General features: G+C 62.9%; 25 protein-coding genes. 13 read left to right on the top strand and 12 right to left on the bottom strand.

What is annotated here, in order from left to right:
• Nucleotides 1–108 precede the first annotated feature (108 nt).
• The 6 genes from hutI to FFM81_RS30870 all read left to right on the top strand — a co-directional run bounded on the left by hutI (nucleotide 109) and on the right by FFM81_RS30870 (nucleotide 6,845).
• Nucleotides 109–1,371 (top strand): imidazolonepropionase, encoded by a 1,263-nt coding sequence (gene hutI / locus FFM81_RS30895; protein ID WP_138385798.1) that lies wholly within the window; start codon nucleotides 109–111, stop codon nucleotides 1,369–1,371.
• A complete protein-coding gene (hutH, locus tag FFM81_RS30890; protein WP_138385799.1) occupies nucleotides 1,368–2,903 on the top strand; it encodes a histidine ammonia-lyase in 1,536 nt (511 codons plus the stop codon). Before hutI ends, hutH begins: the two co-directional genes overlap by 4 nt.
• Nucleotides 2,904–2,952: 49 nt before the next feature.
• Complete coding sequence (gene hutG, locus FFM81_RS30885; RefSeq protein ID WP_138385800.1) at nucleotides 2,953–3,756, top strand: N-formylglutamate deformylase; 804 nt, start codon at nucleotides 2,953–2,955, stop codon at nucleotides 3,754–3,756.
• 30 nt (nucleotides 3,757–3,786) lie between these two features.
• Nucleotides 3,787–5,460: a urocanate hydratase gene (gene hutU / locus FFM81_RS30880; RefSeq protein WP_003563399.1), complete on the top strand. Its 1,674-nt coding sequence runs from the start codon at nucleotides 3,787–3,789 to the stop codon at nucleotides 5,458–5,460.
• Nucleotides 5,461–5,465: 5 nt separating this feature from the next.
• Nucleotides 5,466–6,041 (top strand): HutD/Ves family protein, encoded by a 576-nt coding sequence (locus FFM81_RS30875; protein ID WP_003563400.1) that lies wholly within the window; start codon nucleotides 5,466–5,468, stop codon nucleotides 6,039–6,041.
• A 174-nt stretch (nucleotides 6,042–6,215) separates the two neighbouring features.
• On the top strand, nucleotides 6,216–6,845 hold the full coding sequence (locus FFM81_RS30870; RefSeq protein WP_003563403.1) for a J domain-containing protein: 630 nt from the start codon (nucleotides 6,216–6,218) through the stop codon (nucleotides 6,843–6,845).
• A 16-nt stretch (nucleotides 6,846–6,861) separates the two neighbouring features.
• Here FFM81_RS30870 and FFM81_RS30865 read toward each other — a convergent pair whose 3' ends face one another.
• Entirely contained in the window at nucleotides 6,862–7,563 is a 702-nt protein-coding gene (locus FFM81_RS30865) for a DUF899 family protein (RefSeq protein ID WP_138385801.1), read from the bottom strand.
• Between the two features lie 520 nt (nucleotides 7,564–8,083).
• On the bottom strand, nucleotides 8,084–8,266 hold the full coding sequence (locus FFM81_RS30860) for a hypothetical protein (protein ID WP_025419008.1): 183 nt from the start codon (nucleotides 8,264–8,266) through the stop codon (nucleotides 8,084–8,086).
• A 69-nt stretch (nucleotides 8,267–8,335) separates the two neighbouring features.
• Here FFM81_RS30860 and FFM81_RS30855 point away from each other — a divergent pair, with 69 nt between their 5' ends.
• Nucleotides 8,336–8,974, top strand: a complete 639-nt coding sequence (locus FFM81_RS30855; protein WP_138385802.1) for an alpha/beta hydrolase family protein — start codon at nucleotides 8,336–8,338, stop codon at nucleotides 8,972–8,974.
• 20 nt (nucleotides 8,975–8,994) lie between these two features.
• Here the strand turns inward: FFM81_RS30855 and FFM81_RS30850 are convergent, their stop codons facing one another.
• The 3 genes from FFM81_RS30850 to pcaQ form a co-directional block, all read right to left on the bottom strand.
• Nucleotides 8,995–9,666, bottom strand: coding sequence for an RES family NAD+ phosphorylase (locus tag FFM81_RS30850; RefSeq protein WP_138385803.1), 672 nt, complete (start codon nucleotides 9,664–9,666; stop codon nucleotides 8,995–8,997).
• Nucleotides 9,663–10,184, bottom strand: a complete 522-nt coding sequence (locus FFM81_RS30845; RefSeq protein WP_097534428.1) for an MbcA/ParS/Xre antitoxin family protein — start codon at nucleotides 10,182–10,184, stop codon at nucleotides 9,663–9,665. Before FFM81_RS30845 ends, FFM81_RS30850 begins: the two co-directional genes overlap by 4 nt.
• A gap of 72 nt (nucleotides 10,185–10,256) precedes the next feature.
• On the bottom strand, nucleotides 10,257–11,174 hold the full coding sequence (gene pcaQ, locus FFM81_RS30840; RefSeq protein ID WP_097534426.1) for a pca operon transcription factor PcaQ: 918 nt from the start codon (nucleotides 11,172–11,174) through the stop codon (nucleotides 10,257–10,259).
• 322 nt (nucleotides 11,175–11,496) lie between these two features.
• Between pcaQ and pcaD the strand changes: the two genes are divergently transcribed.
• The 5 genes from pcaD to FFM81_RS30815 all read left to right on the top strand — a co-directional run bounded on the left by pcaD (nucleotide 11,497) and on the right by FFM81_RS30815 (nucleotide 15,368).
• Nucleotides 11,497–12,318, top strand: a complete 822-nt coding sequence (pcaD, locus tag FFM81_RS30835; RefSeq protein ID WP_138385804.1) for a 3-oxoadipate enol-lactonase — start codon at nucleotides 11,497–11,499, stop codon at nucleotides 12,316–12,318.
• Nucleotides 12,315–12,719: a 4-carboxymuconolactone decarboxylase gene (pcaC, locus tag FFM81_RS30830; protein WP_003563419.1), complete on the top strand. Its 405-nt coding sequence runs from the start codon at nucleotides 12,315–12,317 to the stop codon at nucleotides 12,717–12,719. The genes pcaD and pcaC overlap by 4 nt, the downstream gene beginning before the upstream one ends.
• Nucleotides 12,720–12,728: 9 nt before the next feature.
• Nucleotides 12,729–13,478: a protocatechuate 3,4-dioxygenase subunit beta gene (gene pcaH / locus FFM81_RS30825; RefSeq protein ID WP_138385805.1), complete on the top strand. Its 750-nt coding sequence runs from the start codon at nucleotides 12,729–12,731 to the stop codon at nucleotides 13,476–13,478.
• 2 nt (nucleotides 13,479–13,480) lie between these two features.
• On the top strand, nucleotides 13,481–14,092 hold the full coding sequence (pcaG, locus tag FFM81_RS30820) for a protocatechuate 3,4-dioxygenase subunit alpha (protein ID WP_025419014.1): 612 nt from the start codon (nucleotides 13,481–13,483) through the stop codon (nucleotides 14,090–14,092).
• A gap of 229 nt (nucleotides 14,093–14,321) precedes the next feature.
• Nucleotides 14,322–15,368 (top strand): 3-carboxy-cis,cis-muconate cycloisomerase, encoded by a 1,047-nt coding sequence (locus tag FFM81_RS30815; RefSeq protein ID WP_025419015.1) that lies wholly within the window; start codon nucleotides 14,322–14,324, stop codon nucleotides 15,366–15,368.
• Nucleotides 15,369–15,390: 22 nt separating this feature from the next.
• Here the strand turns inward: FFM81_RS30815 and FFM81_RS30810 are convergent, their stop codons facing one another.
• From FFM81_RS30810 to FFM81_RS30780, 7 genes are all read right to left on the bottom strand, one after another.
• On the bottom strand, nucleotides 15,391–16,221 hold the full coding sequence (locus tag FFM81_RS30810; protein ID WP_003563427.1) for a shikimate dehydrogenase family protein: 831 nt from the start codon (nucleotides 16,219–16,221) through the stop codon (nucleotides 15,391–15,393).
• Nucleotides 16,222–16,225: 4 nt separating this feature from the next.
• Nucleotides 16,226–17,293, bottom strand: a complete 1,068-nt coding sequence (locus FFM81_RS30805) for a Gfo/Idh/MocA family protein (protein WP_003563429.1) — start codon at nucleotides 17,291–17,293, stop codon at nucleotides 16,226–16,228.
• A gap of 37 nt (nucleotides 17,294–17,330) precedes the next feature.
• Complete coding sequence (locus FFM81_RS30800; RefSeq protein ID WP_003563431.1) at nucleotides 17,331–18,095, bottom strand: amino acid ABC transporter ATP-binding protein; 765 nt, start codon at nucleotides 18,093–18,095, stop codon at nucleotides 17,331–17,333.
• Nucleotides 18,096–18,150: 55 nt separating this feature from the next.
• The gene (locus FFM81_RS30795; RefSeq protein WP_003563433.1) at nucleotides 18,151–18,792 is read right to left on the bottom strand and encodes an amino acid ABC transporter permease; all 642 of its coding nucleotides are present in this window, start codon (nucleotides 18,790–18,792) and stop codon (nucleotides 18,151–18,153) included.
• A 10-nt stretch (nucleotides 18,793–18,802) separates the two neighbouring features.
• Nucleotides 18,803–19,471, bottom strand: coding sequence for an amino acid ABC transporter permease (locus FFM81_RS30790; RefSeq protein ID WP_003563435.1), 669 nt, complete (start codon nucleotides 19,469–19,471; stop codon nucleotides 18,803–18,805).
• On the bottom strand, nucleotides 19,468–19,917 hold the full coding sequence (locus tag FFM81_RS30785; protein WP_037091244.1) for a type II 3-dehydroquinate dehydratase: 450 nt from the start codon (nucleotides 19,915–19,917) through the stop codon (nucleotides 19,468–19,470). The genes FFM81_RS30790 and FFM81_RS30785 overlap by 4 nt, the downstream gene beginning before the upstream one ends.
• Before the next feature lie 262 nt (nucleotides 19,918–20,179).
• Nucleotides 20,180–21,010, bottom strand: coding sequence for a transporter substrate-binding domain-containing protein (locus FFM81_RS30780; RefSeq protein WP_037091246.1), 831 nt, complete (start codon nucleotides 21,008–21,010; stop codon nucleotides 20,180–20,182).
• 218 nt (nucleotides 21,011–21,228) lie between these two features.
• On the opposite strand from FFM81_RS30780, the gene FFM81_RS30775 reads away from it, so the two are divergent.
• Nucleotides 21,229–23,121: a bifunctional sugar phosphate isomerase/epimerase/4-hydroxyphenylpyruvate dioxygenase family protein gene (locus FFM81_RS30775; RefSeq protein ID WP_003563440.1), complete on the top strand. Its 1,893-nt coding sequence runs from the start codon at nucleotides 21,229–21,231 to the stop codon at nucleotides 23,119–23,121.
• Nucleotides 23,122–23,203 lie beyond the last annotated feature (82 nt).

Below are 23,203 nucleotides of genomic sequence, written 5' to 3'. Positions count from 1 at the left end.
TCCTGCCGCGCCGCCGATCTTTCTTTTCCAGAAAAGCGCGCAAAATTTCTCTTGTCACCTGTTGATTATGTATATACATGTTTTGGCATAAGGAAAGGCGCAAAGCTGATGACCGGGAACAATTTTTCAGAAGGAAGCCCATCCGCCAACATCCGGCCGGCGCTGTGGCGCAATGCGCGGCTGGCCACGCTTGCTCCTGACAAAGCGGGGCTCGGCATCGTCGAAAAGGGCGCAGTGCTGGTCGAAAACGGCCGCATCGCCTTTGCCGGCGCTGAAAGCGACCTGCCGGCGGCCGCCATCGAACGGTCCGAGATCGTCGATCTCGAAGGCCGCTGGGTCACCCCCGGTCTCGTCGACTGCCACACCCATATCGTTCACGGCGGCAATCGCGCCCGCGAATTCGAGATGCGCCTTGCCGGCGCGACCTATGAAGAAATTGCGCGAGCCGGGGGCGGCATCGTTTCCTCGGTGAAGGCGACCAATGCGCTGTCGGTCGAAGATCTGGTCGCCGAGGCGCTGCCGCGGCTCGACACGTTGCTTGCCGAAGGTGTCACGACGATCGAAGTGAAGTCCGGCTATGGGCTGAACCGGGCCGGCGAAATAAAGATGCTGCAGAGTGCGCGCCTGCTCGGCCATATCAGGCCGGTGCGCGTCGCCACCAGCTATCTCGGCGCGCATGCGACCCCGGTGGAATACAAGGGCCGCAACGGCGACTATCTCGATGATGTCGTTCTGCCCGGCCTCGACGATGTGCATAATCTCGGCCTTGCCGATGCCGTCGACGGCTTCTGCGAAGGTATCGCCTTTTCGACGGCCGAGATCGGCCGTGTCTTCGACAAGGCCAAGGCGCTCGGCCTGCCGGTCAAGCTGCATGCCGAGCAGCTCTCCAATCTCGGCGGCGCCAAACTCGCCGCATCCTACGGCGCGCATTCGGCCGATCACCTGGAATATCTCGACGAAGACGGCGTTGCCGCGATGGCCGCAGCCGGCACTGTCGCCGTGCTCCTGCCCGGCGCCTTCTACGCCATCCACGAGAAACAGAAGCCGCCGGTGGAAGCACTGCGCCAGGCGGGCGTGCCGATCGCGATCGCCACCGACTGCAATCCCGGCACCTCGCCGCTGACCTCGATGCTGCTGACCATGAACATGTCGGCGACGCTGTTCGGCCTCACCGTCGAGGAATGCATCGCCGGCGCCACCCGTGAGGGCGCCCGGGCACTCGGTCTGCTCGACAAGACCGGAACGCTCGAACCCGGCAAGTCCGCCGACCTCGCCGTCTGGAATGTCGAAAGCCTCGCCGAGCTCGTCTATCGCATCGGCTTCAACCCACTTCACACACGTCTCTTCAAGGGCGAAAGGAACGGCCGATGACCATCACCCTCCACCCGGGCTCCGTCTCGCTCAAGGATCTGGAAATCATCTATTGGACGGGTGCGCCGGCAAGACTCGATCCCGCCTTCGATGCCGGCATAAACAAGGCTGCCGCCCGCATCGCCGAGATCGCCGCCGGCAATGCTCCGGTCTATGGCATCAATACCGGTTTCGGCAAACTCGCCTCGATCAAGATCGACAGCGCCGATGTCGCCACCCTGCAGCGCAATCTCATCCTGTCGCATTGCTGCGGCGTCGGCGCACCCTTACCCGACAATATCGTGCGGCTGATCATGGCGTTGAAGCTGGTCTCGCTCGGGCGCGGCGCCTCCGGCGTGCGGCTGGAGCTGGTGCGGCTGATCGAAGGCATGCTTGATAAAGGCGTCATCCCGCTGATCCCGGAAAAAGGCTCGGTCGGCGCCTCCGGCGATCTTGCGCCGCTCGCCCATATGGCGGCGGTAATGATGGGCGAGGCCGAAGCCTTCTTCGCCGGCGAACGTCTTTCCGGTGCTGAAGCTCTGGAAAGAGCGGGGCTGAAACCGGTCGTGCTCGCCGCGAAGGAAGGCCTGGCGCTGATCAACGGCACCCAGACCTCGACAGCCCTGGCGCTTGCCGGCCTCTTCCGTGCCCATCGCGCCGCCCAGGCCGCCCTGATCACCGGCGCCATGTCCACCGATGCCGCCATGGGCTCTTCGGCGCCCTTCCATCCTGACATTCATACGCTGCGCGGCCATAAGGGCCAGATCGACACGGCAGCAGCCCTTCGCGCCCTGCTCGAACAATCGGTCATCCGCCAGAGCCATATCGAGGGCGACGAGCGGGTGCAGGATCCCTATTGCATCCGCTGCCAGCCGCAGGTCGACGGCGCCTGCCTCGATCTCTTGCGTTCGGTCGCCCGCACGCTGGAGATCGAAGCCAATGCGGTTACCGATAATCCGCTGGTGCTCTCGGACAACTCCGTCGTCTCAGGCGGCAATTTCCACGCCGAGCCCGTCGCCTTCGCCGCCGACCAGATCGCGCTCGCCATCTGCGAAATCGGGGCGATTTCACAGCGCCGCATCGCGCTGCTGGTCGATCCAACCCTCTCCTACGGCCTGCCGGCCTTCCTCGCCAAGAAGCCGGGTCTGAACTCCGGCCTGATGATCGCCGAGGTTACCTCGGCGGCGCTGATGTCGGAGAACAAGCAGATGTCGCACCCGGCCTCGGTCGACTCGACGCCGACCTCGGCCAATCAGGAAGACCATGTCTCCATGGCCTGCCACGGCGCCCGCCGCCTGCTCGGCATGACCGAAAACTTGTTCGCCATCATCGGCATCGAGGCGCTGACCGCCGCCCAGGGCGTCGAACTGCGCGCGCCGCTGTCGACGAGCCCGGAGCTTTTGAAGGCGATCACCACGATCCGCGCTAGAGTTCCTGCCCTTGAGACCGACCGCTACATGGCAAATGACCTCGCCGCCGCCGCCGAACTGGTGGCGACGGGCGCGCTGAACGCCTCGGTTTCGACGGGCATCTTGCCGGTTCTGGAGGGTTGATCGTGATGGTTCTGCACTTGGCACCCCGCAACGCCGGAGCGTTTCACCCGTGACCACACCATACGAAACCCGCCAGGGCACCTCGCCCATCATCCTCGGCTTCCCGCACACCGGCACCGATGTGCCGACTGATATCGCCGAGCGGCTCAACGACAATGGCCGGATCCTCGCCGATACCGACTGGCACATCCACCGGCTCTATGACGGCCTGCTCGATGACGTCACGACGGTGCGCGCCACCTTCCACCGCTATGTGATCGACGCCAACCGCGATCCCGAGGGCGGGAGCCTCTATCCCGGCCAGAATACCACCGGCCTCGTCCCGGAAACGGACTTCGACGGCAAGCCGATCTGGAAGGATGGGCAAGCGCCTGATCAGTCCGATATCGCGGCGCGGCTGCGGGACTTTCATGCGCCCTATCATGCGGCCCTTGCTGCCGAGATCGAGCGCGTCAGGGCCATCCATGGCGTGGCGATCCTTTACGATTGCCACTCGATCCGCTCACATATTCCCTTCCTGTTCGAAGGCAAGCTGCCGGAGTTCAATATCGGCACCGATATGGGCAAGACCTGCGACAGCGCCATCGAGCAGGCGACGCTGACCGTCACGCAAGCGGCGCAAGGTTACGACAGCGTGCTCAACGGCCGTTTTAAGGGCGGCTGGACGACACGCCACTACGGCCGGCCGGAGACCGGTGTGCATGCGATCCAGATGGAGCTCGCGCAATCGACCCATCTGCAGACCGAGGCACCGCCCTTCGCCTATGACGCCGCCAAGGCCGACAGGCTTCGCATCCATCTCAAAGACATTCTGGTGCGCATCGAACAGATCGCAACGGGCCTGAAACGCTGAAGATTGAAACCTGAGAACAGGGGAACCGCCATGAACAATCCACGCCACAATATCCGCGAAATCCGCGCGCCCCGCGGCAACGAACTCAATGCCAAGAGCTGGATGACCGAAGCGCCGTTGCGCATGCTGATGAACAATCTCGATCCCGACGTCGCCGAAAATCCGAACGAGCTCGTCGTTTACGGCGGCATCGGCCGGGCGACGCGCACCTGGGAAGATTTCGACCGCATCGTCGCCACGCTGAAGACGCTGACGGAAGAGGAAACCCTGCTCGTGCAATCCGGCAAGCCGGTCGGTGTCTTCCGCACCCACAAGGATGCGCCGCGCGTGCTCATCGCCAATTCCAACCTCGTGCCGCATTGGGCGACCTGGGACCATTTCAACGAGCTGGATAAGAAGGGCCTTGCCATGTACGGCCAGATGACGGCCGGTTCGTGGATTTATATCGGCACGCAGGGCATCGTCCAGGGAACCTACGAGACCTTCGTCGAGGCCGGCCGCCAGCACTATGGCGGCAATCTCAAGGGCAAATGGATCCTGACCGGCGGCCTCGGCGGGATGGGCGGCGCCCAGCCGCTCGCCGCCGTCATGGCCGGCGCCTGCTGCCTCGCCGTCGAATGCAATCCCGACTCGATCGATTTCCGCCTGCGCACCCGCTATCTCGACGCCAAGGCCGAAACGCTCGACGAAGCGCTCGAGATGATCGACCGCTGGACCAAATCAGGCGAAGCCAAATCCGTCGGCCTGCTCGGCAATGCCGCCGAAATCCTGCCCGAGATGGTTCGTCGCGGCATCCGCCCCGATATGGTCACCGACCAGACCTCGGCGCACGACCCGATCAACGGCTACCTGCCGAAGGGCTGGACGATGGCCGAGTGGAAGGCCAAGCGCGAAAGCGATCCGAAGGCGGTGGAAAAGGCTGCCCGTGCCTCGATGCGCGAACATGTCGAGGCGATGATCGCTTTCTGGAACGCCGGGATTCCGACGCTCGACTACGGCAACAACATTCGCCAAGTCGCCAAGGAGGAGGGCCTCGAAAACGCCTTCGCCTTCCCCGGCTTCGTGCCGGCCTATATAAGACCGCTGTTCTGCCGCGGCATCGGCCCCTTCCGCTGGGCCGCCCTGTCCGGTGACCCGGAGGATATCTACAAGACCGATGCCAAGGTGCGGGAACTGACCCCCGGCAATACCCACCTGCACAATTGGCTCGACATGGCCAGGGAGCGCATCGCCTTCCAGGGCCTGCCGGCGCGCATCTGCTGGGTCGGCCTCGGCGACCGTCACCGCCTGGCTCTGGCCTTCAATGAAATGGTCAGGACTGGCGAGCTTTCCGCGCCTGTTGTCATCGGCCGCGACCACCTCGACTCCGGCTCCGTCGCCTCGCCGAACCGCGAAACCGAAGCGATGAAGGACGGCTCGGACGCCGTCTCCGACTGGCCGTTGCTGAACGCCCTGCTCAACACCGCCTCGGGCGCCACCTGGGTATCGCTGCACCATGGCGGCGGCGTCGGCATGGGCTTCTCCCAGCACTCCGGCGTCGTCATCTGCGCCGATGGCACCGACGATGCGGCAAAGCGTCTCGAGCGTGTGCTCTGGAACGATCCGGCGACCGGCGTCATGCGCCACGCCGATGCCGGCTACGACATCGCCCTCGACTGCGCCCGGGACAAGGGCTTGCGCCTGCCCGGCATTCTCGGGAACTGAGCCTCGTGAGGATCCTGCGCGCCGGCGATTACAAGCGGATGCCTTGGAAAAACGGCGGCGGCGAAACGGTGGAGATCGCCGTTTCGCCCGATGATGCCGGCCTCGCCGGCTTCGACTGGCGCGTCAGCATGGCGACCGTCGCAACGGACGGCCCGTTTTCGATCTTCCCCGGCATCGACCGGACGCTTGTGATTCTCGACGGTAACGGCATGGTGCTCGACATCGAAGGCAGCGCACCGGCGCTGCTGACGACCGCGAGCGACCCCCTGCCCTTCCCGGCGGATATCCCGGTCGCGGCGACACTTCAGGACGGCGCGATCACCGATCTCAACGTCATGACCCGCCGCGACGGTCTCGCCCACACGCTGATTCGCATCGACATCCACGGCGGCAAGTCCGTGCCGCTGACCTCGTCGACATGCCTGCTGCTCTGCCATCGCGGCGCGCTGTCATTCCGGCACGGCTATGAGACCGGCGCGCTTGGGGCCGGCGATGCGCTGCTGATTGCGGATGCTGCTGGAACCGCACTGGAACTCGACGGCGAAGCCAGATGTTATCTTGTCTCGATCAGCACGCCCTGATCTTCGCACAACGGCTTGAAAAAATGGGACAATCGAAAAGTGGCTTAGGCTTTCGCGGCGACGATTGCGATTTCCGGCCATGGACGTCATTCCTGCTTTTGGTCTAAACTTCGCCTTGCTGATGCAGAAGAAGACCTAGACTGTCCGGGCGTGCCGGGTAGCAATGGAGCAGGCGTGACGGATCCCTACGATATTCTCGGCGTTGAACGCGATGCGGACGAGGCCCAGCTGAAGGCCGCCTATCGGCGCCTGGCGAAAGTTGCCCACCCGGATTCGGGGGGCGATTCGCAGGCCTTTGACAATCTGCAGAAAGCCTATGCGCTGCTTCTCGATCCGGTCCGGCGCAAGGTGTTCGATGATACCGGCTATGATGTCGAATTGGCCGATGCCGCCGAGCTGCAGGCGCTTGTGATCATCGAGAAGCTCGTCACCGACGCGGTGCTCGACGAGCGCGCGCCGGGAAGTTTCGATCCCGTCGCCGTCATGCAGGAAAGCCTTTCGGAGGAACTGCGCAAGGCGCGCTTCAGCAAGAGCGAGCTGGAGCGCCACGCCTCGCGCGTCGGCCTGCATCTGGAACGGCTCGAAAAACAGTCCGGCCGCGATGTGCTCGCCCACATGTTCCGCGCCCGCATCGAAGCGATCGCCAAGGCGGTTGCGGAAACCGAGGCGAAGATCAAGGCGACCGAACGCGCCGCCGACATGTTGAGCGGCTATGTATACGACATCGATCCATCGCTGCTGCCGGAGGCCTCGGTCGCCAACCTCGAATGGATCGAGACCTCCAGAAACCGCTCCACCGGCTGACGCGGCCGGCCTAATCTTAATAGGACAGCTTCGGATACCAGTCCGGCGCCCGGCCTTCGGGTGTGCAATCGAGCACGGTCCAGAGCGGCATCAGATCGGGCGCGCCGCGCGGATCCTCGCCCGGATCGGCCGTCACCTGGCCCATCTCCCCGCTCCAGAAATGCCGGATGGTGCCGTCGCGCCGCGTGAAGACGTTGAAAGCCGCGTCATCGCCGCCACCCCTGCCGATAGCGTGATAGTCGCGGCTGTAATCGCCCGTCGGATCGGCATAGAGCGGCAGATAGTGCCAGCCGCGCTCCTTCTTGAAGGCGAGCAGCCTGCCGATCGGCGAAAGCGCGACGACGGCAAGGGCGACGCGCTGCTGCATGTCAGGCACCTCGCCGTCCCAGGCCGATAGCAGCGAGGTGCACATCGGGCACGGACGCTCGCGCTCCGGGCCGAACATATAGCTGTAGACGACCAGCGTGTCCTTGTCGGCGAAGAGCTCGCTGAAGCTAATCGGCCCGTCAACGCCTTCGAAGCGGTAGTCCTTCTTCACCTCGCCGCCCGGCGGCAGCGCCCGCCGCTGTACCGCCACTCGCTCGATATGGCGGCGCAATTCGATCTCTTCGGCGAGCAGCGCGTCGCGGGCGATGCGGTATTCCTCGCTCTCATTGGGAAAACGGACACCATTCTTGGCCGCGAGCACGGCGGCGGGTACCAGCTGCTGATGATCCATCACATATCCTCCTTCTGTTGTCGCGCGTCTCGGGCGCTCAAAGGATGTGCCGCGACCGCAACGGATTTCCAGCACATCATTAGAATGACGATCCGCAGATACGAAAATCGACAGGACCGCGGGAAAAACCGGCTGACGGCACAGCAAAATTCTCACTTCGGAATCCCGAAGGACTACCGCTTCGGGATTCCGAAATACGCCGGTGTTTTTGAGGAGTCACCCGCGAAAAACATGCAATGATTTCAACGCCGCAACCAATTTCGGGATTCCGAAGTGCTATATAGATTATGGTGGGAGATACTCGCTATCGCCACCAGCACGAACCCAAGACCGTCATTCCAGCCGACGTCCGAAAAGCAAAAAGGGCGCTCGACCCTTGCGGGGAGCGCCCTTATCCTGTCGGACAGCGAACAGTTCGACGACGTCGATACCGTGCGCATCCATTTTTCAGGCAGGACCGCTATATGGACCCTCTCCGCCGCGGTTTCAAGGGCCGATCCGCATCATAGTTTTGCGACGCCTAAATGGCGACGCCGGTGACTGGGTTGACCACGGGCCGTTCGCTTTTGTCGCCTGCTCCGGCCGGCTGTACCGTCGGCGGCGCCATCGATTCTGCGTCGGCCGGCTCCGGTTTTTCGGGAACGGTTCCGACATCTTTGGGGCGGCGCTGCTCGGGCTTTACGTTTGCATCATTCGTCGACATTGTCCGTCTCCTTTCGAAGAAAAGTCACCGGAGCCGACATGGTTCCGATGACCGAATGGAGGATTGCCGATGTCTGAGAGGTTTCTGCTTCAGGGGCCACAGGATGCCCGTTTCACGATCCTGCTTGCGCATGGCGCCGGCGCGCCGATGGATTCGGGGTCGATGACAGCAGCGGCAGAAGCGCTTGCCGGCGTCGGCTTCAGGGTTGCCCGCTTCGAATTCGCCTATATGGCCGCCCGCCGCACCGGAGGCCGCAAGCCGCCACCGCGGGCCGAAACGCTCAATCCCGAATATGAGGCGGCGATTGCCGCGCTCGGCGCCGATGGCCCGGTGATCATCGGCGGCAAGTCGATGGGTGGACGCGTCGCCAGCATGGTCGCCGACGATCTCCATGGCAGGGGGAAGATCGCCGGCCTGCTCTGCCTCGGCTATCCCTTCCATCCGCCCGGCCAGCCGACGAAACTGCGCACCGGTCATCTCAAGGGGCTGACAACACCCGCGCTGATCTGCCAGGGAACACGCGACGAATTCGGGACGCGGGACGAGGTGCCGGGCTATGATCTCTCCGACCGGATCGAGATCCTCTGGCTCGAGGACGGCGACCACGACCTCAAGCCGCGCAAGACAATCTCAGGCTTTTCCGCTGCCGACCACCTCGCCACGATGGCAAAGGCGGCCAAGGCCTGGGCCGAGCGGTTGCCGGTTTAAGCCGCCTGCGACTGCCGTCGTCAGGGGGCAAGCTTCCTGACATCGATGCGGCGGTCAGTGGCGAAAACGGTGATTTCGAAGTGATCGGCCTGCGCCACGTCGCGGATATTCCTCGGCCGATGCGCGGCGATGTTGACCCCGCCCCTCAGCCGGACACTGTCATAGAGGATGCCGGCGCCGCCGCTCGAACGCACCTCTTCGCCCAGCACCTGCGACGCCGCATAGCTGGTACCGTCATAGACGTCGCGCCGCAGCGCCTGTTCGCCGCGAATGTCGAGATAGTCGCCGATCAGGATGGCCGAATAGCTTCGATAGGTCCGCACCATCGTCGCCACACCGCGCGCGACGGTTTCGCGCCTGAGGTGATGGCCGACCTCGGCGGCGGCTGTCTTGAAGTGGTCGGCGGCATACCAGGCGCCGAGATCGGCGCCGTTGAAGCGCATGCCACCGGGGGCGACATGCAGGAAAGCCGCCATGACGATACTGGCGTTCGGCACGCCGTAAACCCATTCATCCTCGGGAAGCCGCTGGATGCGGTCGGCAACGAGACGGTCGTTGGTCCATCCCACAAGCTCCATCACCGCTTCGAGATCGGCCGCCCTCGCCACCGTCTCGAAAAGCCCGATCGGCGGAAATTGCGACGGGATCAGCCGGTAGGATGTACGCGGTGCCTCGGCAAAACGGTCGCTCACCGGAAGACGATGTCCGCATCTTCATAGGGCGTGAAAGCGTCGTCGAGCCTGTTCGGCTGCATATAGACACCACCGCGGGCGCCATCGAGGAAGCGGCGCACGGTTATCAAGCCGTCCTGGGTTCCGTTCGTCACCACGTCGAGCGGCGGATGCCCGCCAAAAACCGACGCCTGATGCGGTGTGCGCAGCCAGGCGACGCCGCCGCGTTCATCGGCAAACAGCACACCGAGCGCCTGATGAATGCCGAGCAGGGCGGATATCCGGGTCAGCGTATCGACATCGAGGGTGAAAGCCCCATGCTCGCGCGCCTGCTTGGCCCAGCTGTGGTAGGTCGAGCGGGAGGGATAGCCGAGCACCAGCAGCCGCTGCTCTTCGCTCAGGCCCCAGAGATCGGCGATTGCCAGGAAGGTTCGCAAGGCCGGTGCGCTGAGCTTCCGACGGTTTGCCGGCGCAAAGCGCTTCATGTCCAGCCGCTGTGGCGCCTGGCTTTCCCGCTGCGTACGTCGCGCGTGCTGCATGAAAGTCTCCTGTCTTGAATTAGACATAGTCCAAATCTGGGCGATCTTCAAGCGAATTTAAAGAGCCTGGCTTCAGGAAAGCTGCCCGGCCGCTTCGCGGATCGTCTGCATCAGGATCGATTGCGGCACGGACGGCACGGCATCGGCACGCATCGTCAGCCCCACCGGCCCCTTGGTCTCGCCGGTATCGACCGGCAGCAGCGCCAGCCGGCCGTCGGCCACATCGTCGGCCACCACGCCGTTGGAAATGATCCAGATTGCGTCGCCTCCCCTGAGGAACGCGCGGCCGAAGGAATCCGACACCGTCTCGATCTGGTTCGGCAGGCTGGAGACGCCGTTGGCGATGAGGAAATTTTCGACCACCGGCCGGATGATCGAACCCCGCGTCGGCATCAGCACCGTATAGTCGCCGAAACCAGCAAAGGGCGATTGCCGGCCGTCGAGCAGCGGATGGCCGGGGCGAACGGCAAAGACCACCTGCTCGGAATAGAGATGCTCGAAGGAAAAACCCGCCATCTTCTCCGCCCCGGCCAGGCGGCCGACGACGACGTCGAGATCGCCGACGCGAAGCTGCTCCAGCAATACGGCATTCTCGCCGGTGACGATCTTCACCCGGCTCCAGGTCCGCTCCTTGAGGAAGAGTTCCATCGCCCGCGGCATGATGCGCGACGACACCGTCGGCAGCGCGCCGATGCGGATCGGCGGCGCATCGGCGAACTGCTCCTGCGAGACGGAATCGAGACCCTGGCGTAGCGCCGTCAGCGCCGCCCCGGCATGACGCAGGAAGACCTCGCCGTAACGGGTGATCTTGATGCCGCGGCCGTCACGCTCGAAGACGGCGACACCCAGCGCCTGCTCCAGCTCGCGGATCGTCTTCGTCACCGCCGGCTGGCTGACATGCAGCAATTCGGCCGCCTTCATGACGCTCTTCTGCCGCGCCACCTCGACAAAGGTCTGCAGATGACGAAACTTGACGCGGCTGTCGATCATCTCCCATAACTCCTGGGTTATCGAAATGCCTGAAAATATCATTTTACTTAACCGGATCAACCATTCAGTTTTGCTATCCGGAGGCGGTGACAAGTTTGGCGGGAAGCCAACCCCACTCTCCGTCATCCTCGGGCTTGACCCGAGGATCCATGCCACAGCTACCGGTGGGTGCCGTGGGATGCTCTGCTCAAGGCCGAGCATGAGAGAGGATGGAGGGACGGACGGAGCCATTCGCAGCGCAGGCGCCCTTGTCCGGACCTCGCTAGCGGAACCAAACCAATGCCAGCCTCTCGGTTGGACTGACTGGATGGAGGAGAGCGACGTGCAATTTGCCCGCATAAACGACGTGACGATCCATTATCAGGTCATCGGTGCGCCTGCCGACCGGCCGGTGATCGTCTTTACCAATTCGCTCGGGACGGATTTCCGCATCTGGCGCGACGTCGTGGTGCGGCTTGCCGGGGACTACGCCATCGTGCTTTACGACAAGCGCGGCCACGGCCTTTCCGATGTCGGTCAGCTCCCTTCGTCGATCGAGGATCATGCCACCGATCTCGCCGGCCTGCTCGATCTGCTGTCGGTGAAAAATGCCGTCATCTCAGGGCTCTCGGTCGGCGGCCTGATCGCCCAGTCGCTCTATCAGCGGCGGCCGGATCTGGTTGGCGCGCTGGTCCTTTGCGACACCGCCCACAAGATCGGCACGGCCGAGAGCTGGAACGCCCGCATCGCCGCGGTCGCGAAAAGCGGCATCGCCAGCATCGTCGACGCCATCATGGAGCGCTGGTTCACGCCGGCCTTCCGCCGACCCGAGAACACCGCTTATTCAGGCTATTGCAACATGCTGACGCGCCAGCCGGTCGAGGGTTATATCGCCGCCTGCGAGGCGATCCGCGATGCCGATTTCACCGAAGCGGCCAAGAGGATCGCCGTGCCGACGATCTGCATCGTCGGTGACCAGGACGGCTCGACGCCGCCCGATCTCGTGCTCTCCACAGCGCGGCTGATCCCGGACGCCCGCTACGAGGTCATCGCCGACTGCGCCCACATTCCCTGCGTCGAGCAGCCGGAAGCGCTGACGGCGATCATCCGCGCCTTCCTGACATCGCTTCCAACTGGGCTTCCGACTGGAGAAACCAACCGATGAACGAGACCGCCTCCTCCTCCGAGCGTTACCGGCAGGGCATGGCGACCCGCCGCGCCGTGCTCGGCGACGCCCATGTCGACCGCGCCGCGGCCGCTACGACCGAATTCGACCGCCCCTTCCAGGAATTGATCACCGAAGCCGCCTGGGGCCATGTCTGGTCGCGCCCGGCGCTCAGCAAACGCGAGCGCTCGATCGTCACTATCGCGCTGCTCGCCGCTCTCGGCCAGGATGACGAGGTCGCCATGCATGTGCGCGCCACCGCCCAAACGGGTGCGACCCGCGAGGATATTTGCGAGGCGCTCTTACATGTGGCGATCTATGCCGGCGTTCCCGCTGCCAACCACGCGATCAAGATTGCCAAGCAGGCCTTTGCACAGATGGACGCCGAGAAGGCGGCCTGAGGGAGAGATATGTCCGAACGACCCAACCAAAAGCCCGAGACCGGCGCCTTCTTTGCCCGCGACCGAGCCTGGCATGCGCCGGCGCTAACCCCCGGCTACAAGACCTCGGTGCTGCGGGCGCCGCAACGCGCGCTGCTGTCGCTCGACGGCACGATCTCCGAAAACACGGGCCCGGTCTTCGGCCATTCGATGATCGGCGACCTCGACAACGACCTGATCCTGAATTACGCGCGGCCCGGCGAAAGCGCCATCGGCGAACGCATCATCGTCCAGGGGCGGGTGCTCGACGAGCGCGCAAAACCGGTTGCCGGCGCGCTGGTCGAGTTCTGGCAGGCCAATGCCGGCGGTCGCTACCGCCACAAGAAGGAAAGCTATCTGGCGGCGATCGACCCGAATTTCGGTGGCTGCGGCCGCGCCATCACCGATGAGGAGGGGCGCTACCATTTCCGCACAGTGCGGCCCGGCGCCTATCCCTGGCCGAACGGCGTCAACGACTGGCGCCCCGCCCATATCCATTTCTCGATTTTCGGCCACGGCTTTGCCCAGCGGCTGATCACCCAGATGTATTTCGAGGGCGATCCGATGATTTGGAAATGTCCGATCGTCGGCACCATCCCCGACAAGGCGGCGATCGAGCAGCTGATCGCGCCGCTCGACTGGGGCAACACGATCCCGATGGATTCACGAGCCTATAAATTCGATATCGTCCTGCGCGGCCGCCGCTCGACGATGTTCGAAAACAGGCTGGAGGGCAATTGACCATGCAGCAGCTCGGCTATCTCAAGGAAACCCCGTCGCAGACGGCAGGGCCTTATGTCCATATCGGCCTGACGCCGAATTTCTGCGACATAACGGGCGTCTACGACAGCGATCTCGGCACGCAGATGGTCAACGACAAGACGCTCGGCGAGCGCATCACCGTCACCGGCCGTATCTTCGACGGCGCCGGCGCGCTGGTGCGCGATGCCGTCGTCGAGATCTGGCAGGCCGACAGCGCCGGCCTCTATAACAGCCCCTCGGAAATGCGCGGCGCCGCCGATCCGAATTTCACCGGTTGGGGCCGCTGCCCGACCCGCAGTGAAGACGGCGTCTACAGCTTCGAGACCATCAAGCCCGGCCGCGTCCCCTTCAAGGATGGCCGCAAACAGGCCCCGCACATCACCGTCTGGATCGTCGCCCGCGGCATCAATATCGGTCTGCAGACGCGCATGTACTTCCCGGAGGAGACAGAGGCCAACGCTAGCGACCCGCTGCTTCTGCGCATCGAACACCGCGAGCGCGTCGCAACCATGATTGCCAGTCGTGACGGCGCGACTTGCCATTTCGACATTCGTCTGCAGGGTGCTGACGAAACGGTGTTTCTGGATATTTGAGAGTATGCGGGCGGCTTGTTCGAGAGCTCCGCGCAAGTGGCCCCCTCACCCTGCCCTCTCCTCGACGGGGAGAGGGGAACAGTGCCATACGAGATCGCCTGCTCATAGGCACCGACATTGCCCAAGTCCTTTCGCCCCTCGGGGGCCCGAAGGACGGGTCGAGACCAGTGGCTCGACCCCGGGGGTGGCGGCGCCGGATGAGGGGGCCACCATCACGAACGAGAAGACCATGACCGCATCGCCCTTCGACCACCCCTTCCTCTCCGGCCTGCTCGGCGACGACGAAATCGCGCCCTACTTCTCCGCCGAGGCCGATATCCGCGCCATGCTCTCCTTCGAAGCGGCGCTGGCCAAGGCCGAAGCCGGCCATGGTTTCATCCCTGCCGAAGCCGCAAGGCGGATCGCCGAAATCTGCGCCGGCTTCTCTCCCGATCTCGCCAGCCTGCAATCGGCAACGGCACGGGACGGGGTCGTCGTCCCCGATCTCGTCAAACAGCTGCGCGCCGCGGTCGGCGAGGAAGCGGCCAACAGCCTGCATCTCGGCGCCACCAGCCAGGATGTGATCGACACCAGCCTGATGATCCGCCTGAAGGCGATCACCTTTCTGTTTGCCGGCCGGCTTTCTACTATTGCCGCAGGGCTCGATGGGCTCGATCGCCAGTTCGGCGGCAACCGGCTGATGGGCCATACCCGCATGCAGGCGGCGATCCCGATCACGGTCTCCGACCGGCTCGATGCCTGGCGCGCACCGCTGATCACCTATCGCGACCGCCTGACCGAGCAAAATTTTCCCGTCCAGTTCGGTGGCGCCGCCGGCACGCTGGACAAGCTCGGGGCGCAAGGCCCGGCAATCCGCGCCTCGCTCGCCCAGGAACTCGGCCTGACCGATATAACGCAATGGCAGAGCGGGCGGCTTCCGATCGCCGATATTGCCGGCCTGTTCTCGTCGATTTCGGGCAGCCTCGGCAAGATCGGCCAGGATATCGCCCTGCTTGCTCAGATGGGCCACGAGATCGAAATCGCAGGCGGCGGCACCTCGTCGGCGATGGCCCACAAGCAGAACCCGGTTGCCGCCGAAGTCCTGGTCTCGCTCGCCCGCTTCACCGCCACTGTTCTTTCAGGCATCCACCAGTCCCTTGTTCATGAACAGGAACGCTCCGGTGCCGCCTGGACGCTCGAATGGCTGCTGCTGCCGCAGATGACGATGGCAACCGCCGCCTCGCTACGGTTGGCGGGGGAATTGGTGGGGAATATCAGACGGCTTGGAACGGCTTAAAGCGCGTCTACCCGCTCAGCCATCACCCAAGCTTCGCTATTGCCCGCAGATTATCGGCCGTCGTTGTCGGGAATTCGAAGAATTCGAGATAGGCCGGGATCTGTTCGAACAGCATATCCGTCCCGACTTGAAAGGCGCAGCCTCGAGCTCGGGCCGCCTCGAGAAAAGGGGTGATCTCCCGGCTCATCACGACTTCGCCGACGAAGGTCGAGGGCGAGATGCGGTCGACATCGATCGGCAGAGGATCGCCCCCTCGCATTCCAAGCGGGGTCGCATTGACGACGATGTCGAATCCGGCCGGATCGAGAGAGCCGATCGTGACCTGCAGCTGCGGATAATATGTCTTCAGCCGATCGAGCAACGCGGTCGCGGTCGTTGCATTGGCATCGAAGATTGCCAGATGGGCGACGCCTGCCTGCGCCAGCGACGCGGCGATCGCCGAGCCGACGCCGCCGGCGCCGACGACGAGCGCATGAGCGCCCTCGAGTTTTTTGCCCTTGCGCAGAACGCCGCGGACGAAGCCCTCGCCATCGAACATGTCGCCGATCAGCCTGCCGTCGGAGCTGAGACGCACGGCGTTGCACGAGCCGGCGACTTTAGCGCTGGTAGACGTTTCGTCGAGCAGCGCCATCGTCGCAATCTTGTGCGGCATGGTGATGAGTGCGCCGTGGATATTGGAGAGCCGGAAAACCAACTTCAAGAAGGCCGGATAATCCTCCGGCCTGCAGCCCATCGGCACGACGACCGCGTCGATCCCGGTCTCTTCGAAATAGGGATTGTAGATTAGAGGCGCCTTGAAGGACTCGGTGGGATAACCGAGATGGGCGATGAGTTTGGTCGTCCCGGTGATCATGTGGCTAAACTTTCTGGGGATCGGAAGAGGCGCCGTCATCAGAGAGGTGGATCATCTGCCCCGAGCCTGCCGACCTCTTGATCGCTTCGATGACCCTGAGGGTCGCGAGCCCCTCTCGGCCGCTGATGAGGGGCGCGGCGTCGCCACGAATGACATCGCAAAAATGCCTGAGCTGAACGCAGAGTGGATCAACTGCCGGGAAAGGCACGCGCTCCTCGGCAAGCGGCTTTAGCCAATCGGGCTTCGACGGGCTTGTCCAAATCGTCAGGTCGGGAATTCCGAGCGACCCTTTCGTGCCGCCGACCTGGTAGCAGAATTGATCGTAACGGGGATAAGCCGGATTTTCACCGGTGGTCGCCTCCCAGCTCCAGGGCGCGGCGACGGCATCGCTGCCGTTGAGCGTGGCGAGAACACCGTTTGCGAACCGTAACAAGACGACAGCGCTATCCTCGACAGCGTGGCCCCGCACGGCGTGCGATTCCATTGCCTGGACGGCATCGACGTCACCGAAGAGAAAGCGGAAGAGGTCGACATCGTGGATCAGATTGACGAAGACTGGTCCGGCGCCCGCTTCACGCCGCCAGCCGATGTCGAAATAATCCTCGGGCTTGGCGACCCAGAACGTGCCGTGGACGGTGACGATCCGGCCAAGCCTGCCGCCGTCGACGATCTGTTTGGCCGCCTGGATCATCGGATTGTGGCGCCGGTGATGGCCGATGAGGAGCGGCACCCCCGCCGTCTCGCCGGCGGCAACGAGTCTTGCTGCAGCATCGACATCGTCGGCGATCGGCTTCTCCAAGAGAACAGGAATGCCGGCAGCGATAACCTCCATTCCGTTTTCGACGTGAAGCTGGTTCGGCGTTGCCACAATGACGCCGTCAGGCCTGTCCTCGGCACCGATGTCCTGGAAGTTGGCGTACCAGCGGATTCCGGCATTTCGGGCAAAGTCACGACCGGCAGCGGAAGGATCGATCACCGCGGAAAGTACGGTTCCGGGTTCGGACATCACGCGCTCGGCATGGCGTCTGCCGATCAGGCCGGCTCCCATCACTGCAATCTCTAACGGCTTCATGATCGGCTCCTGAATTTCGACGACGTATCGGCTTGCCCTACTTGTGCAGGATTTCTCCGAGAAATTTTCGGGTCCGCTCGTGCTGTGGGTTGGTGAAGAACTCGGCGGGCGGAGCCTCTTCGACGATTGCGCCGCTCGCCATGAAGATCACCCGATCGGCGACCTGGCGGGCAAAGCCCATTTCGTGGGTGACGCAGATCATCGTCATGCCCTCGTCGGCGAGTGCGATCATCGTATCCAGCACCTCCTTGACCATCTCCGGGTCGAGCGCCGACGTCGGTTCGTCGAACAACATCACTTTCGGCCGCATGCAGAGTGCGCGGGCAATGGCGACGCGCTGCTGCTGGCCGCCCGAAAGCTGGACCGGGTATTTGTCGGCCTGCTCCAGGATCTTGACCCGCTCGAGCAGCCCGCGGGCGCGTTCCTCGGCTTCCGCCCTGCCGACGCCGATCGCCTTCATCGGCGCCAGCATGCAGTTCTGCAGCACCGTCAGATGCGGAAACAGATTGAACTGCTGGAAGACCATGCCGACCTCGCGGCGGATCGCATCGATGGTTTTGGCCTGGTCGCTGAGCACGATGCCGCCGACCCGGATTTCACCTTTCTGGTAGGTCTCGAGATGGTTGATGCAGCGAATGAGCGTCGACTTTCCGCTGCCGGAAGGGCCGCACAGCACAATCCTCTCGCCGCTGCGAACGGTCATGTTGATATCGTGAAGGGCTTGAAACGAGCCGTACCACTTTTCCACCTGCGCCATGGTGATCATGGTTTCTGCGCGTTGGGGGGGAACGGGTCTGGTCATCGGTAGAACTCCAGGATTGGCGGCCAAGACCGCATCGAAGAAAAGAGGATGCGGGTCAGCGCGCAGAAGCGGCAAACTTTCGCTCGAGGCGCGCGCCGAGAATGGTCAGCGGGCAGCACATCAGGAAGTACAGGATGCCGACGACGCCGAAGACCGTCAGCGGCTGGAAGATCTGATTGGAGATGATGTTGCCGGCCCGCGTCAGCTCGGTGAAGCCGACGATCGAGGCCAGCGAGGTGCCTTTGATCAGCTGCACGAGAAAGCCGATCGTGGCCGGCAGCGAAATGCGTAGCGCCTGCGGCAGGATGACGTCCCTCATGCGGGAGATGTATCTGAGGCTGAGCGCCTTTGCCGCTTCCGTCTGGCCGCGCGGCACCGCTTCGATCGATCCACGCCAGATCTCACCGAGATAGGCGCTGGCATGCAGCGTCAGACCGATGGCGACGGCCACCCAGGCATCGAGCATCAGCCCGAGCAGAGCCAGGCCGTAATAGACGACGAAAAGCTGCATCAGCAGCGGCGTTCCCTGGAAGACGGCGATATAGCCTGATGTCACGCGTTCCAGGAGCGGGTTGCCCGAGGCGCGGGCGAGAGCAACGCCAAGACCGGCAATGCCGCCGCAGACGAAGCCGACGGCCGACAGGACCACCGTCCATTTCAGGCCGATCAGGAGGAAGACGAACTCGTCGTGACCCATGGAATTCCTCCTACTTGACCGGATATTTGAAGTAGCGGGCCGAAAACTGCGCAAACAGGCGCATCATCACCCAGGAGATCACGAAATAGAAAAGCGTGACCGTGAAGTAGACCTCGAAGCTGCGGAAGCTCTCCGATTCAATGCGCTGGGAAACGGAGGTCAGCTCATAGGCCGAGATCGCCGATGCAATGCTGGTTGTCAGCGTCAACAGCACGAACTGGCTGGTCAGAGACGGATAGATCGCCCGCAATGCCGGCTTGAGAATGATCAGCCGGAAAACTTGCGCCTTATGCAGGCCAAGCGCCAGTCCGGCTTCCATCTGCCCCTTGGGTATCGACTGGACGCCGCCGCGAATGATCTCGATGGCATAGGCGCCGCCGTTGATGCCGAGCGCGATGATCGCCGTCGGCGTCGGATCGAGCCGGATGCCGGTGAGCGGCAGCGCGAAATAGATAAAGAAGATCTGCACCAGGAACGGCGTGTTGCGGATCAGTTCGACAAAGGCGATGACCAGCCAGCGCGCCGGTTTGAAAGCCGCGTCGCGCAAGGCAACGCCGCCAATTCCGATGATGATCGCCAGCAGCATTCCGCAAATGGCAAGCAGGAATGTACCGAGGCAGCCGAGCAGCAGGCTCGGCAGACCATCGATGACGGGCGTGAAATCCAACGTGTAATTCATGCCTTCGCTGCTCCCGCCATGCCGGCCATGGCCTCTATGGCGAGCTCATAACCGCGGGCGCCGAAGCCGATCATGATGGCGGTGGCGACGCGCGAGATCAGGGATTTGTGATAGATCTCCTCGCGGGCATGCACGTTGGAAATATGCAGCTCGATCTTCGGCGGATCGAACATCTTCAGCGCATCGAGAAGCGCGATCGACGTGAAGGTGTAGCCGGCCGGGTTGATGATGATGCCGCAGGCCTGTTTGCGGGCCTGATGCACGCTTTCCACCAACTCGCCTTCGAAATTGGTCTGGCGGAAGTCGACGACAAAGCCGAGGCTTTCGGCCTTTGCCAGGCAGTTGTCCCTGATGTCGGCCAGCGTCGTCGAGCCGTAAATGGCCGGCTCGCGCTCACCGAGCAGGTTCAGGTTCGGTCCGTTGAGCACAAAGATGGTTCTGGTCATGTCGCGCACCTCAGGGCCTTGGGCATGGCGGTTGCGTTTGACGGGCATGGCCTGCTCGCCTTCATTGGTAAGGGTGGAGGTCGCCTGCCCCTCATCCGGCTGCCGCCACCTTCTCCCCGCGCGCGGGGAGAAGGGACCAAGCCGCACCTTCTATGTTCCCCACCAACCTCTCGCAGGGCACGTCCCCTCTCCCCGTACTTACGGGGAGAGGGCTAGGGTGAGGGGCAGCCTGCGTTGCCAATCGGTCCGCAGCGGGACGAGTTCACTTCGCCGCGAACGGGATGCCCTCCAGGGTTTCCGGGAATTCCGGAACCGGCACCTTCATCCACTTGTCGTAGACGGCCTTGAGATCGCCGTTTGCCTTGATCTTGTCGATGAAGGTGTTGAGCGCCGCATTGATTTCCTTCTCGCCGAGACGCGTGCAGGCACCGTTGTAAAGCTTCTGGAATTCAAGCTTGTTTTCGAATTCGCCCGGGCGCGCCTTGTTCACGCGGTCCATGTAGAAGATGTTGCCGCCCAGCGTCTCGACCTGGCCGGACACCAGGGCCTGAACGCTGGCGGCGTCGCCGTCATAGCGGCGGATCGTCGTGCCCTCAGGCGCGTTCTTGGTCACCTGTGTGTCCTGCGCAGCACCCTTGGCGACGCCGATCGTGAACTTCGCCATATCGGCATTCGTCTTGATTTCCGCCGATTTGGGCCCGATCAAAACGATGGCATTGGCAACATAGGGCTTGCTGAACTGCACGGCCTTGGCGCGATCCGGCAGCATCGCCATCGTCGCAAACAGAACGTCGACGCGGCCGGCGGTCAATGCCGGAATGCGGTTGTTGACTTCAAGCGGCACGAACTCGACGGAAACGCCCAGTTCCTTGGCAAACAGCGTCGCGATATCGGCGTCAAGGCCGTCCTGCTTGCCGCCGCTGGTCACAAAACCCCAAGGCGGGTTGTCGCCCTGAATGCCGACGATGATTTTGCCGCGAGCCTTGATTTCCTCGGGCGTGATAGCGGCGGCCGGTTGCGCCAAGGTAACGGCAGCCACCAGGGCCGCGGCACCGAGCATCGCGTTTCGACGCGTCAGCATAGATTTGAACATCATGTTTCCTCCTCTTTGGCGGCCTTTCGACCGGACAGCCACCTCACCTTTTGACTGTGGAGGAATGATTGCCAGAGACGGACCGCTAAATCAACAGAGTTTTTCAAAATCGTATGAGAATTTATGATACATCAAGCTATTTGAATTACTCAAGAGATTTGCAATAATAGGTGAGAGCGATTTTTCGCCGCTCGTGGTGGATGCCGAAAGGGTTTGATATGAAGACCTCGATTGCGACTGTGACGATCAGCGGCGAACTGCCGGAAAAGCTCGAGGCGATCGCCCGAGCAGGCTTCGACGGCGTCGAGATCTTCGAAAATGATTTCCTGGCCTTCGACGGAAGCCCCGCCGACGTCGGAAAACTCGTCCGCGACCATGGTCTTGTTATCACCCTGTTTCAGCCGTTCCGGGATTTCGAAGGCATGCCAGAGCCGCTGCGAAGCCGCACCTTCGATCGCGCCGAACGAAAGTTCGACGTGATGCAGCAGCTTGGAACGGACCTGGTGCTGGTCTGCTCGAACGTCTCGCCGGCAGCCTTGGGCGGCATCGATCGGGCGGCTGAGGATTTCCGCGAACTCGGTGAACGTGCTGCCCGGCGCGGACTGCGCGTGGGCTACGAGGCGCTCGCCTGGGGTCGCCATATCAGTGACCACCGCGACGCCTGGGAGATCGTGCGGCGCGCCGATCATCCGAATGTCGGCCTCATCCTCGACAGCTTCCATACGCTGTCGCGCAAGATCGACGTCAATTCCATCCGCTCGATTCCCAAGGAGAAGATCTTCATCGTCCAGCTTGCCGACGCGCCTGATATCGACATGGACCTGCTCTATTGGAGCCGCCACTTCCGCAATATGCCTGGCGAAGGCGACCTTCCCGTTACGGCCTTCACCGAAGCCGTCGCTGCTACAGGTTATGACGGCTATTTCTCGCTCGAGATTTTCAATGATCAGTTTCGAGGCGGCCTGTCGCGTGCGATTGCCGCCGATGGCCACCGCTCGCTGATCTATCTCGGCGATCAGGTCCGACGCCATCTCGGCACCGGCAGCATGGCCGGTGCGGCGATGCCGCAAAGGGCCGCTGTTGAAGGTGTCGGCTTCGTCGAATTTGCCACCGACGAACAGGATGAAGTCGAGCTGGTGGCCTTGCTGCGCACCCTCGGATTCAAACAGACCGCCGTCCACCGCACGAAGAAAGTATCCCTGTTCGAACAGGGCGGGATCCGGATCCTCGTCAACGTCGATCAGGCAGGATTTGCCAATGCCGCCTACGTCGTTCATGGTACCTTTGCCTATGCCATGGCACTGGTCGTCGACGATGCGGCAAAGGCCTATGAACGTGCGCTTGCGCTCGATGCCGAACCCTTCATCCAGCCCGTCGCCGACGGCGAGCTCGAGCTGCCGGCCATTCGGGGCGTCGGCGGTGGCATCGTCTATCTCATCGACGACAAGAGCGCCTTGGGCCGCTTTTCCGAAATCGACTTCCGGCCGGTCACCGACGAGACCGACACGGCGTCGGCCGGCCTTTTGCGCGTCGATCACGTCGCTCAGACGGTCGGCTATGATGAAATGCTTACCTGGCTGCTGTTCTATACCTCGATCTTCGAGACCCATAAGACCCCGATGGTCGACATCATCGATCCGGCCGGCGTGGTGCGCAGCCAGGTCGTCGAAAACCAGTCGGGTGCGCTGCGCATCACCATGAACGGCGCCGAAAACCGCCGCACCCTGGCAGGACATTTCATTGCCGAGAAGTTCGGATCCGGCATCCAGCACCTGGCGTTTTCGACGGACGACATCTTTGCAACCGCCGAAAAACTTCGCGCATGCGGTTTCAGATCCCTGCATATTTCGCCGAACTATTACGACGACGTCGAAGCCCGCTTCGGGCTCGATCCTGTCATGACCGAGCGGCTGAAAGCGGAAAACATTCTCTATGACCGCGACGAGCATGGCGAATATTTCCAGCTCTACAGCGGCACCTATGGAGAGGGTTTCTTTTTCGAGATCGTCGAGCGTCGCGGCTATCGAGGTTATGGTGCGCCGAACGCCATTTTCCGGATCGCCGCGCTGAAAAGACAGATGCGCCCGGAAGGCGTTCCGAAAGACTATTGAACTCTGCCCAAGCATGATGCCGAAAAGTCGGCAGTTGCGCAAAACAATAGTTGAGAGCGGTTCTGCGTTTCCGTGAAAAGCT

It is taken from the genome of Rhizobium hidalgonense (assembly GCF_005862185.2).
Taxonomy (GTDB): Bacteria; Pseudomonadota; Alphaproteobacteria; order Rhizobiales; family Rhizobiaceae; genus Rhizobium; species Rhizobium hidalgonense.
Note: the sequence above shows the minus strand (reverse complement) of the source record. Positions and strands in the feature narration are given on the sequence as shown.